Origin of the sequence: Scandinavium hiltneri, assembly GCF_024764835.1 — a bacterium.
GTDB classification, from domain to species: domain Bacteria; phylum Pseudomonadota; class Gammaproteobacteria; order Enterobacterales; family Enterobacteriaceae; genus Scandinavium; species Scandinavium hiltneri.
Genome location: NZ_JALIGE010000076.1, coordinates 293,985 through 308,722 on the forward strand (window position 1 = coordinate 293,985; position 14,738 = coordinate 308,722).

Here is a 14,738-nt window from a genome sequence, read left to right on the forward strand (position 1 = left end):
GCATTACACTCTAAGAAATCAAAACCTTCGGGCAGCCGACCACTATGGTGCCGCCGTGGGCTGTGCTGTCGCCCATCCGGGCCGCGGGTTTACCGCCAATCAGCACTTTGGTGCTGCCTTTCACCACGCTGTCCGGTGGACCGACGCAGACGGCCATTGAGCCGACTGTTGCAGCAGGTACGCCGCCGATCAGGACCTTGGGTGAACCCGGAGTGGTGATCGGCCCGCCAACGTGAGGAATGGGCGGTAAACCCGGCGTGACCATCGGACAGGCGTGCATATCGCCGACGCGAGCAGCAGGCTGGCCCATTAGCGGCCTCCTTGCATGCGTTGCCATTGCGCAAGCAGAGTTTGCGCCCCGGTTACGGGCGGGTTGTCTGCCGCCAGCAGCACCGCCAACTGTTTCAGGGCGCAGTGCAGCATCAGCGGGGCGAGATGGGGTTCGGGATAGACGGCGTCAAATTCGTCCGGCGTCATGCTGCCCTGCATCCAGAACAACGCCAGGCCCAGCGCGCCTAATGGCGTATCAAAACCGAGCGCTTCCGCCTGCTGGAAAATATCGCGGCGCAAGGCGTCATCATGGCTTTTCAGCCACTGGCTGATATTACCCGCGCACAGTCGTGCGGCTTCACCCAACGGCAGCGCGTTCACCTGCTGTAACGCCCAGCCCAGCACCTTCTCAGGTGACGCATCCAGTACCAGGCAGGCCAGCGCGTCTTCCCACTGGCTGGTCACCATCAGGTTCAGCGCATTTTCATAACCGCTGTCAGCAATGCGGCATCCGGCGATCCCTTCCGGGGTCATTAACTTTTCTTTCATCGTTATCGTCCTCAACCAATCATCACTACGCCGCCCTTGATCTGGCTCATACCGCTACCATTGACGGTCACCATTGCGCCTTTCAGCTCTGCAGTGCCGGTGCCTTCCACCTTGATGGTGGTGGCGCTGATAGTGATGCCGGAAGGGGTGATAGAAATCTTGCTGCTACCCACTTTAAGTTCGATGCTTTGGGTCGATTCAATCACGCAGGCTTTGTCGGCTTTCACCGTACTGCCACCGCCATTGATGTCCATCTGGTGCTCGCCGCCGCTGAGGCTGGCCTTAAAGGCACCTTTGATATCCATCAGGTAATCGCCCTGCTTCAGCGTGGTGTTGTGATTGCCTTTTTCGAGGGTCAGAATGCGGTCGCCCTCCTTGAGGGTCAGCGTTTCGTTGCCTTTGGTGATTTCGGTAGCGCGGTCTTCGCCGATGGTTTCGGTGACTTTTTTGGCGATTTCAGTGACCACGTCGTTTTTCACCGTCAGCAGAAGGTCTTTCTGCGAGATGATGACCAGACGCTCTTCGCCTTTTTTATCGTCAAAACGCAACTGATGGCTGTCTTCGACGCTGCCATCCAGCGAACTGCGTGATACAAAGCCGCTGTGATTTTTTTCATCCGGCAGGTTCAGCGGCGGTTTATTCTGACCGTTGAATACCGTGCCGGTGACCAGCGGATAATCCGGATTGCCATGTACAAAACTGACGATCACTTCACTGCCCACACGCGGCAGGAACATGGCGCCAAAACGCCCGCCCGTCCACGGTTGTGACACGCGGACCCAGCAGGAGCTGCCATCGTCGTGCTTGTTTTCGCCATCCCAAGGGAACTGAATTTTGATGCGGCCATATTCATCGGTATGAATTTCTTCCGACTTCGGCCCGACCACCGTCGCGGTTAAGATCCCGGCGATATCGGGCTGCGGCGTCTGGCGCTCTGGCCGCCATGACACGCTGTCTTTCAGCAATTCGAGTCCACAGTAAAAATCGGGGGGGCTGCCATCAATGCTGCTGGTAGCGCTAAGACTCACGGTTTTAATGCGGTAATCACCCTTGCTGGACGGGTGATCGTTAAGGGTAAATTTCTCGCCACAGCTGAACCAGAACGCGCTGGTATGGCCCGAAAACAGCTGATTATCGGCTTCCAGCTGTTCCATTTTGAGTCTGGCCTGGGCCTGTAACAGCGAGCGGTTGTCGTGACCGTGGGCATCAACATAGCTGACGCTCTGTACGGTGTAGTCGGCAGCTACCGCCTTTGATTCACCTTCTACGCTTGCCGCCTGCTCCATGTTGAAGCCCTTCAGCAACACGGAAGACGCCGCCAGCGAGGTACCGGCTGCCCAGCTAAGCATGCCAACGCCATCTTCGGTACCCGCTTTCGGGGTAAACGTCAATTGCGCAGGTTTAGCCGGCTGATGGCCGGAAGGATGATCGGCCAGTACCAGCGAATGTTGTCCGGCTTGATGGGAGAAGAAATAGTAAATCCCCTCCTGTTCCAGCAAGCGGCTGATGAAGTCGAAATCGGACTCGCGATACTGAATACAATATTCACGGGGCTGATAAGTCGCACGCAGACGCAGGTCAATCTGGCTAATGTTCTGCTGACGCAACAGTTTGCAGACTAAATCCGGCACCGTCATATTCTGGAATACTGCCAGGTTGCGCCCCAGGCGCAACAGCGCCATTCGCGGCTCAAGGCGGCCCACATATGTGCTGATCCCGTCGGCGTTATTCACTTCGGTGATGTGGGTCAACACGCCGTGTACATAGCGTTTTTGTTTGTCGCGCCCCATTTCACAGGCCAGCTCTTTTCCGAGAAAACGGCCCATTTGCGCGCTGGTCAGTTCGGTGCGGAACTGGATGTTGTAAAGAAAAGGAGCTGAGAGGCATTCTTTACCCTCGATGTTCATTAATGTCAGAGACGTTGCGGCATCTCCCACAAAACGAATAAAGCGGTTGTCCTGCCCTAATGACGTAGCCATGTATTATTTTCCTTCCCGGTAGATCGGTAATCGAATCGAGTGCAGACCGGCCTCAGACGAGCGCCCCAGGCAAATGTCCAGGCCGAGCTGGCCTGCGCCGAGTGGCGTCATCCCGTTCGATGTATTTTTGATAAGCAGGTCGATGTCGAAATCCAGCCCGGCCCCCACGTACTCGCGGATCTGCGACCACAGTTTTTTGTAATACCTGCCCTGTGGCAGAAACAGCCCGGCATCCTGAAGCGACACCGGCCCCAGCGTGACCGTGAAATGCGATTGCCGGTCCCAGTAAACGCTGCCCAACATCGGCGCCGAACCCAGCGTTTGTGACGGTTTCCCCAGGCAGCAGCACAATTCAGGGGCCATGGCGCGCCATTCGCCAGTAAACGGCGTGATTTTTGCCGGGGCGGAGAACGTGTGTTTGAGCCACGTTTCCAGATTGAGCATCGAGCGCACCGAATGGGCGAACAGATCGGCAAAGCGCTCCTGCTGGAATGACGCAACGCTATGTGTAACCCCGGCAAATGCCCGAAGCGCCTCACTTAACGGGCGATCCGTCGAGAATTCCGCCATCGCGTAATAGTGATATTTCTGCCAGGCGAGATAGCGCAGGGTGTGCAGCCGGTGGTTAAAAATATCCAGGAATGCTTTGGCGGTTTTATCCCCGTAGCGGTAGTGCCGCTCAATGAGCCATTCGGTGTATACCGTCGGCAATGCGCCAAGCGAGCCCGTCAGCCCCTGCGCTGCCACTTCGAGCTGCCAGTGGTTTTTACCCTGACGTTCAATCGGGCCGACTTCGCCCTGTGGGGCATCCAGCGAGAGCGGAGAGACAAATTTTATCTGATCTTCCAGCACACGTTTGCTGTCGATCTGCTGTTTCCGACTCAGCAGACGCAGCATGGTGCGCACCTGCTGGAAAAAATTATGCGGGCTGAACAGCGTGGTTAAATCCATGACAACCTCCCCGCACGGATGGGCCACGCACGGCGGGATTCGTCCCGGGATTCAATGGCAGTCACCACACGGGTGAAGCTGTTGACCGGCGCGTAGAGCGCCAGGAAGCTGTCAATGAAGCAGCAAAAGAGAAAATACTCGGCCTCAGTGCTGGCTTCGGTAGCAAAGGTAACGCGGATTTCAATCCCACGGGCCATCGATTGCGGATCCTGCGGGACCAGCCGTGCCACTACCGGCGAGGATTCCACGGTGCGCAACAGGTTGATCAGCCGCGTGATCCCCGGATTATCGGAAAAGTTGTACAGTGCCAGAGTTTCTTTCAGCACCCGAACGCCTTCCGGCCCGCTGACCAGCATGTGATTGAGCGAAAGCTGGGAGATTAAGCGCCAGCGAGCGGCCTGTTTCATCGGCGGCCTGACCGGCAACGTTGGGCGCGTTAAGGCAGTGATTTTCATCCCGGCAATCGGCAGTTCTGATTCAAAATCACCGGCCGGGTCGCCGTTACGCATCCCCGAAGGCACTTCACGATTGGTACAGGTCAGTTTCAGACTAACAACGTCACTCCCCGGTACCATCGGTTGCTCGCCGCGGTCGGTAAAAGCGATAAACATGACATTGCTGGTGTCAGTTTCCCGGCGCATACATTGCCAGAACAGACCGCTTTCGCCGTCAGGAGCAGAATGATCGAGGCCGAACAACGGGTAAATGGGCCTGGAGAGCGTTTCATTGCCCTGCTTTCTCATTGCTGAAACGCTATCCACCGACCAGACATCCATCTCATCCTGATGGCGAATATCAGGAATAACCGGGTATTCCGCCGTTTCGTGATCCGGACTAATGGGCTCAGCGCGATGCTCAAACAAATTGACCGCCGGTGTGCAATTCAGCAAAAAGAAACTTTCGTTGACCATGCTGGCCAGTTTTTCCAGCTGTGTGGCAATCGCGCAGCGGTTGAACTGTAAGCTCAGGGTAAATTCGCTCTTGCTGCCGGCAACAAAACCGGCAGGCAGCGGCAGGTCAATAAAATGGAATTTCTGCGGGAAGAAGAAATAATCCTGCAACAGACTGTGGGTGGGCGAAATGCGCGAGTCACCCGCCAACAGATTCTGGTTTTCATCAAACCCGGCTGCCAGAATCGCCTGCGCAGAAAGCTGATGACGCTGCTCGTCATGCAGTAAAGCAAGCGAGTGAACCTCGCTGCACAGCAGGGTATAGAGAATATTAACGATGCTGCTTGCGCCGCCGAGATGAAGACGCAAGGAACGGGCACTTAACGTCGCGCCAGACCAGACCGAGAAGTGCAAATTGAGATTCCAGCACAGCGTGTCGTCATCCAGATGCAGACGCGCTTTCGACAGACTGACGGGCTCGAGCATCACCGGGTATACGGTGCGGAAACGGCAGACCTGACCGTTGACTGGCGTGGAGAATAAACCGGTTCCGGCCTCGATCAAGTTACCGGAGGTCAGCGCGCTAATTTTGGCGTCCGGTGACATTTGCACAATGCACACCGAGGGAAATGGACGCAGGAACTGCGGGGCCAGCACCGTCAGCAACGCATCGGTGACTTCTGGCATGTCTTCATCCAGTCGTTGCTGGATTTGCGCGGTGACCAGGGCAAAAGACTCGATCAGCCGTTCAATGTGTGGATCTTCGGATGCCCCTTCGGAAATCCCCAGACGACGAGCAACTTTGGGAAAATGGCGAGCGAAGATCTTGCCCTGCGTTTTCAGCCAGGCAAGTTCTTTCTGATAATATGAAATTAATTTATTCGCCAACATTATCAATACTCGTTAATTTCGCAAAGAAAACTGGCTAATTACATCATCCCACATCAGGTGATAACGGACCGGGCCAAAAAACGCGTCAGCTTCAATAATAAATGAGCTGATCCCGCCCTGAGCCTGGCCCGGGAATACCTCAATCTGAATAAGCCGGGGTTCAAAGCGTTGCAGTGCTGTCTGAATACGCTCGCGCATAATCGAATTTCGCTCGAGGCGCGGCGTATCGCTGGCGAAAACATCACTCACCCCGTAATTAATGATGGATTCATTAATAGCGGGAATATTTTCGACGTGGTAACTACGAGGTCTTGAAGACAAAAGCAACAGTATATCGGCTATCAACACTTCGCTTTGGTCTTCAGCCTCTTGCTGTTCGTCCATATTTTTTGGGTTATTATCGGTGAGTCGCTGTAACAAAGTAATCATATCACTTCCTAAAGAAGCAGTGTGTAAAAAACACACTGCCCTTATAAATTACAGCCTAGTATTCGTCACAAGATCGTAGCCCACAGGACCTTGCTTAGCTGTTTTACCATCGGGCTCAGCCATGTTAGTTTCAAATTGGACTTTACCGAAAACAAAACTCAGGCTTTCAACCGGCACACCGCCTTCTGCTGAAGCATCAAAACCAAAACTGGTCATAACACAATCACTATAAATAAACTTAAACTGCTCGACGGATTTATCATCATAAGTCACAGATTTAATAACAGTGATCTTTTTAATAGCAGCTCCCAATGCAACATGATTCATCAGTTGAGTGGTGGTATTATCCATCATTTTTGCAAAATGGATGCGTTCCCAATACGCGCCATCGGTAACAACCTGTCCGGAACCATTGTTGATTTGGGCATGATTACTAACTCCGTTATTGAAAGTTAAAATAGACAGCCAATCTTTATAACCTTTATCAGTTACAGCACCCTTAAGGCCGTCAATTTGCATCAATAATGCTTCAGTAGCCATTTCTATATCCTAATAAGTAAATGAAAAAATATTATGCACCAGTAGATGCAGGGAGTTCCGCTACAAGGCGCAGTGACATACTGAGCCCCTCAAGCTGGAAATGCGGTTTCAAATAAGCCACTGCACGATAACTTCCTGGTGAACCAGGAACATCAACAACTTCAACTACGGCCTCACGCAATGGATGACTTGCTTTAATACTCGGCCCTACATTGTCTGCACCAACAACATATTGGTTGATCCAGTTCTGCAGGAAATGCTGGCACTCAGAGCGCGACATAAAGCTGCCAACTTTGTCACGCACAATGGACTTCATGTAATGCGCGAAGCGTGAGGTGGTCATAATGTATTGCAGCTGGCTGGACAACTTGGCGTTAGCATTAGCCAGTTCAGAATCATATTTCCGCGCTTTATTCACCGACTGCACAGCGAAGAACGCCGCATAGTCTGTACCTTTGCAATGCACCAGCGGAATAAAGCCCAGATCTGCCAGCTCTTTTTCGCGACGGTCGGAGATCGCCACTTCGGTTGGGCACTGCAGCACTTTTTCACCGGTTTGTGAGACAAAGCTGTGGGTTGGCAGTGATTTCACCAGGCCACCGCCTTCAACGCCGCGAATGGCTGCACACCAGCCGTGCTCTTCAAACGCTTCGACCATACGGCCAGCCAGTTCATAGGCGGCATTGACCCACAGGTAACTGGCACCAGCGTTGTTTTCATCAATGGCTTCTTCGAAATTGAACATGTCGACAGACACGGTTTTCGAGCCATACGGCAGGCGACCGATAACACGCGGCAGCGTGAGTCCGACATAGCGTGAATCATCGCTCTGACGGAACGATTTCCAGCGGGCATAATCGGAGGTATCAAACAATTTGCCCATATCACGCGGACGTGGCATTTCGGAGAACGAACTCATCGCGAACATGCCCGGATTAGCAGCGCTGAGGAAAGGCGCATGCGCCGCAGCGGCGACGTGGGAAATCTGCTCCAGCAGCTGGATATCTTCCGGCATCGCATCAAATTCGAAGTCACCCACGAAGGCAGAATACGGGTCACCGCCGAAGGTGCCATACTCACTCTCATAGATGCTTTTAAACAGCGATGACTGGTCGAAATCAGACGCGGATTTGAAATCACGCAGCAGCTCTTTTTTGGTGCAGTTAAAGACGCGAACTTTGGTATTTTCCGTTACGCTGCTCTGCACCAGTTTATGCAGACCACGCCAGGACGACTCCTTGCGCTGGAATTCCGGGGCCTGAATAATTTTGCTGACCTGCGCCGAGAGCAGCTCGTCAATGGCCGCGATACGCATTTCGATGCTGCCGACTAAATCGTTAGAAACGATAACCGCACCGGAAGCCACTTCAGACAAAAAATTATCCAGCTGCTTTTTGACTTTACCGCGGTCAGATTCACGGCGAATAGCCTGGGTATTATCAATAATCTGATCGAGAAAATCGGCTGGTTGTTCGGCGAGCTCTGCCGCATTCATTACCTGAATGTCACTCATTCCGCCTCTCCTTCTGCGGAAGTGGCTGAGCCTGCTTCACCATTCTGGCGTTCCAGTAATTCGACCAGCTGTTCTTTCAGGCGATCGTTGCTGGCGGTGCGGTTGCGTAAGTCACTCAACTGCTCCCGCAGTTCAAGCAGTTTACGCAGCGGCTCAACCTGCAACGCCACATTTTCCGGCGAAAAATCATCAATGGAATTGAAGGTCAGAGAAACCGCCAACTGGCCTTCTTTTTCCGGCAGTGCGCTTTCAATCAGCATATCGACAGAAGGCGCCATCCCTTCCATCACATCATTGAAATTATCTTTATCAATGTGCGTAAAACGGCGATCGCGCAATGGAGCTTCGTCCTTGGCAAAATCACCCATTACGCCCATCACTAAAGGCAATTCTTTTTGGGACTGCGCACCGCCGATTTCTACGTCATAGGTTATTTGTACGCGAGGCGGTCGCGCTTTACCGAGTTTTTGTTGCGTATTACTCATGGTTAATTCACCGTCTGGTTAACAAGAATCCGATTCACCTGAATGATATTCCAAGCAGCACAAATCATTCAATTAAATGACTTATTTACGACTTCAAAAACAGATAACGCCGAGGTTACGCAAACCGTGATAATACAACATGTCTGCAATGACATCGGCTTTATGGATGAAATACAATTTACCCTTAATCACGTGGCCCATTTCACGATGTGAGGAGTGTGCGCTTATAGTCAGGTGAGCGTTGAGTGTGAGTCAGCTCAGTAATGACGCTTCATTCAGTTTTTTGCGTCTCTCATCGCAATATTTATGGCACGCCGCAAAAATGACTTCATTGTGCTTGCTGTTGTCCATCCTTGCCACCGGGGAATATATTTGAGTAGTGATGTTTTTAATCCCCTCGGCATATTTGAAGCTTTTTTATTTTGGTAAATCGCCTCGAGTTTTTTCGCTGAGTTATTTTTCGCGTTCAAATGGGTTGCCAGAATATTTTGAACCGGGCGCTTCAGGACAAAAATGATGTTACCTTTATAATAACGTCGTCGCTGACGACTGGTAGGTTATCTCACCGCCTGTTCGAATAAAACAGGTCTGGCATAGCTAACCCTTTGCGTCATTCATAGCTCAAATTAAACGTCGCTGTAGTTTTAAATGCCCCACTGGCCATTGGTCCACCATCTGCCATCAGGTAAGCATTAAAATCCAGCTGGCGGTCATCGGGCATGGCAGCATCAGATTTACTGTAGGAAGATTGCACATCGTTGGGTATTAGCGTCATTGCGCCATCAATGCCTTCAATTTTCACGCCAAACCCAGAGGCACCCACACCACTCTGGCTTAATAACTGCGGGTTATTCACTGAAACAGTGTTTGAACTCAGCTTAACGGTAATTTTGGTTGTACCGGCACAGCCGGTGAAGCTCAGTGCAAACGGCACCGCTTTCGCTGACTGCCCAAGTTTGAGTTCGCTCATGTAATAATCGCCCAGTTGCAACTCATTACCACTGACATGGCTGCCTGGCGCGAGCGTTGCCGTCTGGCAAGTTGGGCTGATAAGCGGGGCCGTCAGGCTAGCAGGGCTGCTCTGTAAATTCAGGCTGCTACCCGCATCAAGGGTTGGGGTGCCGAGTAACAGGCTCTGGATATTTTCACTGCGCAGTGTCACCGCACTGGCCGAGCCAAGCTTAAACCCCGGCAACTGGTACAGTTTGACCACATAACGCCAGGTTGCGCCATTGAGTTGACCAACCTCATACTGCCCTTCCTCGTTCCAGTCGGCTGAGGCCGCCGTTCGTGCATCAACGGTAATACCACTGGATGAGACCAGCGCCAGGGTGTAAGCAATGCCTGGCACCGAGGTAGTAATCAGCGGAGTTTTTTTCCCCTGCGCCGACATTATTGTGCCTGCGGTGGCCGTGGCCGGGTTAAAGCGCGTCCATAGCACGCGGCTGCCGTTATTAGACACATCCACACACTGTGATTTTGCGTTACCTGCCTGGTAGCCTACCACGTTGCCAATTTGCGTCGGGGTGGAGACGGTGGCTTTGACATTGACACCGCCCAGCGACCCGAGGCTGACTAACTGCGTGCCGCTGCCGGACACAAATGTGCAGTGACTCTCCGTCGCCTGGGCTGCGGAAACCGATAGCACACTCAGACCTGATATTGCCAGTAGCAGTGGCAGATTTCTCACGGCCAATAAATTAGTCATAATACGCTCCGATAATAATATTGCTGGTCAGTTTCCCTGGAACCACCACATCGGTTTTCTGATAACGGGCGTGGAAGAGATAGCGGTTGCTGATATCCTGTTTCGCTTTACCGGTTATGTCGTAGGTCACGTCGCCCTGCCCGCTGGTATTGAGCACGTTGGTGCGATATTGCTCGCTGAAGATGACGATCCCCACTCCCTGCGCACCGCCGTTGGCAGGCAAAATTTCATTGGGGAACACCTGATTAGTTACATCTGCACCCGACTGCGGTGCAAACGTCAGATGCAGGGTGTTATGCGACGCACCGGATGGCGCGCCACAATCCTTTAATAACAGTGCAAACGAGCGGCCGCCCGTATCGGTAGTGGCCGTCCAGCCATTATCAAACCACTCGGGTTTGACGACGGGTAACGTAATTCTGGCACCGTTTTCAACAGATACCGAGCAGGTATTGGTAATGATATTTGCTTTGATATCAACGTCAACGTTATCTTCACTCGCCAAGAGTGTCGCGGAAAACAATAACGGAGCCAGAAGAAAATAATAACCGTACATTGATACACTCCGCAGTCAGCATTAATCGTAAGTAAAGATGAACGTTAATGGCGACGTAAACTGGCCGGAGGTAATATCATCGACGTTTTTCCCCGGTGCAGGGTAAAGCCCGACTTTAAATGGCTGCATCGCGTCTCCCTTATACAACGATATAGGCGTACCTGGTTTACCACCACATGAATAAGTATCAATCCCCGGATTAGACAGGTCGCTAGCCACTTTCATAACCAGATTACTCACACCATCGGTGATATTTGCATTTTTGTAAAAAATACCGTCACAGCCCGCAACTGATTGTATTGTGACTATGACGTCATTAACACTGCAGCCTTCCGTACCTACTGCGAAATCCGTGTAAGCTTTTATGTATCCCTCAGTTTTAAACTCAGAGCGATAGATATCCCCGAAGTCAATTTCTGTAATGGCAGGGGAATCCATGCCGGATCCAGAACGATAGTCTACGACCTTATTGACGCAGGTTGCTTTCATAATATTCGCATTGAATGTGACATCCATACTGTCGGTACCGGTAATCATCGGTGCCGCCGATGCCGACAACGAAATAAATGTCATTATACTTACCAGTAAGCTGGTCATGTAATTTAACGTTGTTCTCATCACCCTACCCTTATTCATAACTAAATAACATTGTCATTGGGAATATATGATTTCCATAACTTACTTGGCCAACCTGGAGCAATCTGGCCATTAAATTCGCTTTTTTATTCTGTATTTCGTCAGGGCGCCAGACCAGTATTTCAGAATCGATCGAACTATTTATATGAAACAGCGTGGTTTCCTCGCCTTCCCGATATAATGCAACCCCAACATTGTCACTACCCCATCCCATTAACCACGTCGGATCTCCAGCTCGTGTAGTTCCGGAAAAACGCGTTTTGATGGTTGAAAGGCCTGCCGGGCAACCATCAATATTGAGGCTAAATTTTGTTAGTGCGCTCCCGGTCGCGTTTATGATATCTTCATCTATTACACGCCCGTCGGCATCACTGCCAAAGGTGATGGCATTAGCCCCTTGCAGATTTTGTGCACTGAGTGAAATATCACAGGTGGTTTCTTTAATGTTCGCGGTGATATCAACCGTCACCGAGTCCGATATCGCAAAACTGTTTGCTGAAAATAGTAGCAACACTACAGCGGTGTAATTAATATGTTTATTCATAATGGTTAACCCTCTTCATCCGGAAAATATTGCGTTAGTTAATTAATGGCTGACCTGGCACATCACATGGTCAATCACCTGGGTCATCCCCACGCTTTGCGCACTACCGCCAACCGCATAGCGCGCCATACAGCGCTGGTCAACGGTATTACCCCACACCACTTTCAGCGTACCGCTGTCCTGTGTGCCGCGCACAAAGGCCCGCCCGGCCTGGCCAACACTGCCGACTTCGTTACCGTTGGTATCAAATACCGTGGCACCCAGCGGAATAAAGCCTTTATCATTGCGCTGTAGATTCAGTAACAGCGAGCGCCCCTGGTTGGTGGCAAATTCCACTTTCACTACCGAACCGGCACGCGGTACGGTGGTGGCCTGGGTGCTCTGCACCTCTACATCGGCTTCGAGGGTGCTGATATCTAAGCCGACGTTGTTTTCGCGGTATGGCGACAATGAGGTGCTGATGGCATAACCGCGGCCATCAATACGCCCGTCACCGTTAGTGGTTTTCGCCCCGGTGGCACCTGGCGCATTTATCAGGGCAATGCTATCGGTTTCGCCGATACTGCCCGGTGCAAAAGTGACGCCGCCGGAATGGACAACCACCCCGCCGCTGTTAGCCAGCGAGAACTGACGCCCGTTGTCATTGGTAAACGACGCCGAAGCACTGACTGGCCCGTAGGCACTGTTGTATGTACCGTAACCGCCTACCTGACGGGTATTTTCCGCCTCCTTCGCCACGTCATAGCTAGCGTTGACGCCATAACTGAAGCTGTCGTCTTCCGTGCTGCCGTTGGCAGTCGCATTGGTCTGGCTACTGCCTTTCAGATCGGAGTTCATCCCGATGTTTAGGGTGTCAAAGGCCGGATGATGCTGTTCACCGCCCCCCCCGCCCAGCAGATTGACCAACGGAATACTGATGTTGACGTACAGACTGTCGTCTTTCTTCAGATCTTCGTCATAACTGCGCTGCATCGAGATGCTGTAGCTGCCCCATTTAAATGAATTACTGTAACCCGCCGAATATTGTTTTGTGGCGCGGGATTCATCCCAGTAGTTCTGCCAACTACCGGTGACATAGACAGAGCCGTAACTGTTTTCATCTGATCCTAGTGGCTGGCTAACACTGAGCTGCACTTGGTTACGCAGGCGCTTATAATCATTAAAACTTTTGTCCTGATTATCCTGATGTTTACGATCGTCAATCATCTGCGCGACATCGTTAAGGCTCAGGTAATCTGCAGTGGAGTAACGATAGGCCGCCACGCTAAGTGAGGTGTCTGTCGCTTCCAGTAATTTGCTGTAAGAAACGCGATAACTCTGGCCTTTACGGGTTTTGTCGTTCGGGATTTCCGCAGAGGATTGCGTAACATCCAGCGCTAAGGCGCCTAGCGAGGTATTCACTGCCACACCCAGCAACCCTGCGTAATAACTGTCATCCGTCGCCTGCAAACCGATGTAACCGGTAAAGGTGTTGTTCAGGCCGTAGTACCAGGTTCCCTGCGCCACATTGGGTTTTGTGGATAAACTATCAGTGCTGAGCTGGCCGACATCAAACTCCCAGCGCGACTGGCCGGGGCGCATCAGTTGCACCACTGACGAGAACGGCACGCTGAATGTCCGCTTACTGCCATCAGCCTCTTCCACTGTCACGTCTAAATCACTGCCATACCCGGTCGGGTTCAAATCGGTTATTTCAAACGCACCCGGCGGTACGGTGGTTTGAGAGATAATTGAACCATTCTGTCGCACCGTGACTTTGGCATTGGTGTTGGCGACGCCACGGACAATCGGCGCATAGCCGTTTAACGAGCTGGGATGCATACGGTCATCACTGTATAAACGCAAACCGTGCAAATTAAGCGAATCAAAGGTCGTGCCATCGGTATAGCTATCACCCAGCACCAATTGTGCTTTCAGTGCTGTGATATCACGCTGAACAAACATTTCCTGGCTGTCATAATCGGTGCCGTCATCCTGATCCCAGTTCAATGAGCCTTTAGCGCGAAAACGCCAGGCCCCCAGATTGATACCGTAATTCAGCCCCGCATAGGCGCTTTCCGAGACATCGCCATCGTTACTGGAGCGGTAAACGTTAGCGTTGTAAGAGAGCATCGCCGCGTTAATGCCCGTTTCCCAGCGTGAGGGATCGACATACCCCTGTGGCTGTTTGACGATATATATCTGCGGCAGACCGATATCGAGACGCTGTTCGTTGCTGTCGTATTTGATTTTTGCCTCAGGCACGAATTTTTTAATATCGACGCAGCGTTTGGCGACCTCTTCTTCGTCCTCGCCTTCGACCGACTCCTGCCACTGGCTGCTATCGACGCCGAGCTGGCGCAGCAGCTCGCTCGTCAGGCACGGCGTGGAATTCGGCGTACCGTTGGCGATAAAGCTAACCGGCGTACTGAGCAGCATCTGGTCGTTTAAATAGATGTTGACCGTATAAGTACCTGGTGGCGTCGGATTACCTCTGGCATAGCGACTGAGGTCCACCGCCGCGCTCTGCCCGACCAGAAAGCTGCTGTCAAACTCTAACGCTTCATCATCTGCTGACTGCGGTTGGTTTGCTTGAAGTGTGGGTGTTTCAACGGGGTGCTCTGCAGCAGGCGTTTCTTGTTCTGCCTGTTGCAGAGCACCCGCGTGTATTTCTGCCGGCGTAGTAGCCAGCACAGGAGCCGTAAATAATGAGCAGGCATTACAAAGCAGAAATAATCTAATAGAAGTGTTGCTGTATTTGTTATTCAACCTAATTGTCCTTCATGCCTGCGTGCACCGGGAAATTCAAGACGATCCG

Annotated in this window: 14 protein-coding genes; all 14 read right to left on the reverse strand. The window is 52.0% G+C overall.

Going from position 1 to position 14,738, the window contains the following annotated elements; genetic code table 11:
• Positions 1-10 precede the first annotated feature (10 nt).
• A complete protein-coding gene (locus tag MUU47_RS18890; protein ID WP_258989697.1) occupies positions 11-310 on the reverse strand; it encodes a PAAR domain-containing protein in 300 nt (99 codons plus the stop codon).
• Positions 310-819 carry a DUF6931 family protein gene (locus MUU47_RS18895; protein ID WP_258989698.1) on the reverse strand — a complete coding sequence of 170 codons (510 nt, stop codon included), beginning with the start codon at positions 817-819 and terminating at the stop codon, positions 310-312. The genes MUU47_RS18890 and MUU47_RS18895 overlap by 1 nt, the downstream gene beginning before the upstream one ends.
• Positions 820-830: 11 nt before the next feature.
• The gene (locus tag MUU47_RS18900) at positions 831-2,798 is read right to left on the reverse strand and encodes a type VI secretion system Vgr family protein (RefSeq protein WP_258989700.1); all 1,968 of its coding nucleotides are present in this window, start codon (positions 2,796-2,798) and stop codon (positions 831-833) included.
• A gap of 3 nt (positions 2,799-2,801) precedes the next feature.
• Positions 2,802-3,749: a type VI secretion system baseplate subunit TssG gene (tssG, locus tag MUU47_RS18905; RefSeq protein ID WP_258989701.1), complete on the reverse strand. Its 948-nt coding sequence runs from the start codon at positions 3,747-3,749 to the stop codon at positions 2,802-2,804.
• On the reverse strand, positions 3,740-5,530 hold the full coding sequence (tssF, locus tag MUU47_RS18910) for a type VI secretion system baseplate subunit TssF (RefSeq protein WP_258989702.1): 1,791 nt from the start codon (positions 5,528-5,530) through the stop codon (positions 3,740-3,742). Before tssF ends, tssG begins: the two co-directional genes overlap by 10 nt.
• Before the next feature lie 12 nt (positions 5,531-5,542).
• Positions 5,543-5,959: a GPW/gp25 family protein gene (locus MUU47_RS18915; RefSeq protein ID WP_258989703.1), complete on the reverse strand. Its 417-nt coding sequence runs from the start codon at positions 5,957-5,959 to the stop codon at positions 5,543-5,545.
• A gap of 48 nt (positions 5,960-6,007) precedes the next feature.
• Positions 6,008-6,499 (reverse strand): Hcp family type VI secretion system effector, encoded by a 492-nt coding sequence (locus tag MUU47_RS18920; RefSeq protein ID WP_258989705.1) that lies wholly within the window; start codon positions 6,497-6,499, stop codon positions 6,008-6,010.
• Between the two features lie 31 nt (positions 6,500-6,530).
• Entirely contained in the window at positions 6,531-8,012 is a 1,482-nt protein-coding gene (gene tssC / locus MUU47_RS18925; protein ID WP_258989706.1) for a type VI secretion system contractile sheath large subunit, read from the reverse strand.
• Entirely contained in the window at positions 8,009-8,497 is a 489-nt protein-coding gene (gene tssB, locus MUU47_RS18930; protein WP_258989707.1) for a type VI secretion system contractile sheath small subunit, read from the reverse strand. Before tssB ends, tssC begins: the two co-directional genes overlap by 4 nt.
• 610 nt (positions 8,498-9,107) lie before the next feature.
• Complete coding sequence (locus MUU47_RS18935) at positions 9,108-10,205, reverse strand: fimbrial protein (RefSeq protein ID WP_258989708.1); 1,098 nt, start codon at positions 10,203-10,205, stop codon at positions 9,108-9,110.
• Positions 10,198-10,761 carry a fimbrial-like protein gene (locus MUU47_RS18940; protein ID WP_258989709.1) on the reverse strand — a complete coding sequence of 188 codons (564 nt, stop codon included), beginning with the start codon at positions 10,759-10,761 and terminating at the stop codon, positions 10,198-10,200. The genes MUU47_RS18935 and MUU47_RS18940 overlap by 8 nt, the downstream gene beginning before the upstream one ends.
• A gap of 21 nt (positions 10,762-10,782) precedes the next feature.
• Positions 10,783-11,334, reverse strand: coding sequence for a fimbrial protein (locus MUU47_RS18945; RefSeq protein WP_258989710.1), 552 nt, complete (start codon positions 11,332-11,334; stop codon positions 10,783-10,785).
• Positions 11,335-11,389: 55 nt separating this feature from the next.
• Positions 11,390-11,941 carry a fimbrial protein gene (locus tag MUU47_RS18950; protein ID WP_258989711.1) on the reverse strand — a complete coding sequence of 184 codons (552 nt, stop codon included), beginning with the start codon at positions 11,939-11,941 and terminating at the stop codon, positions 11,390-11,392.
• 42 nt (positions 11,942-11,983) lie between these two features.
• Positions 11,984-14,614: an outer membrane usher protein gene (locus MUU47_RS18955; RefSeq protein WP_258989712.1), complete on the reverse strand. Its 2,631-nt coding sequence runs from the start codon at positions 14,612-14,614 to the stop codon at positions 11,984-11,986.
• Between the last annotated feature and the right edge of the window lie 124 nt (positions 14,615-14,738).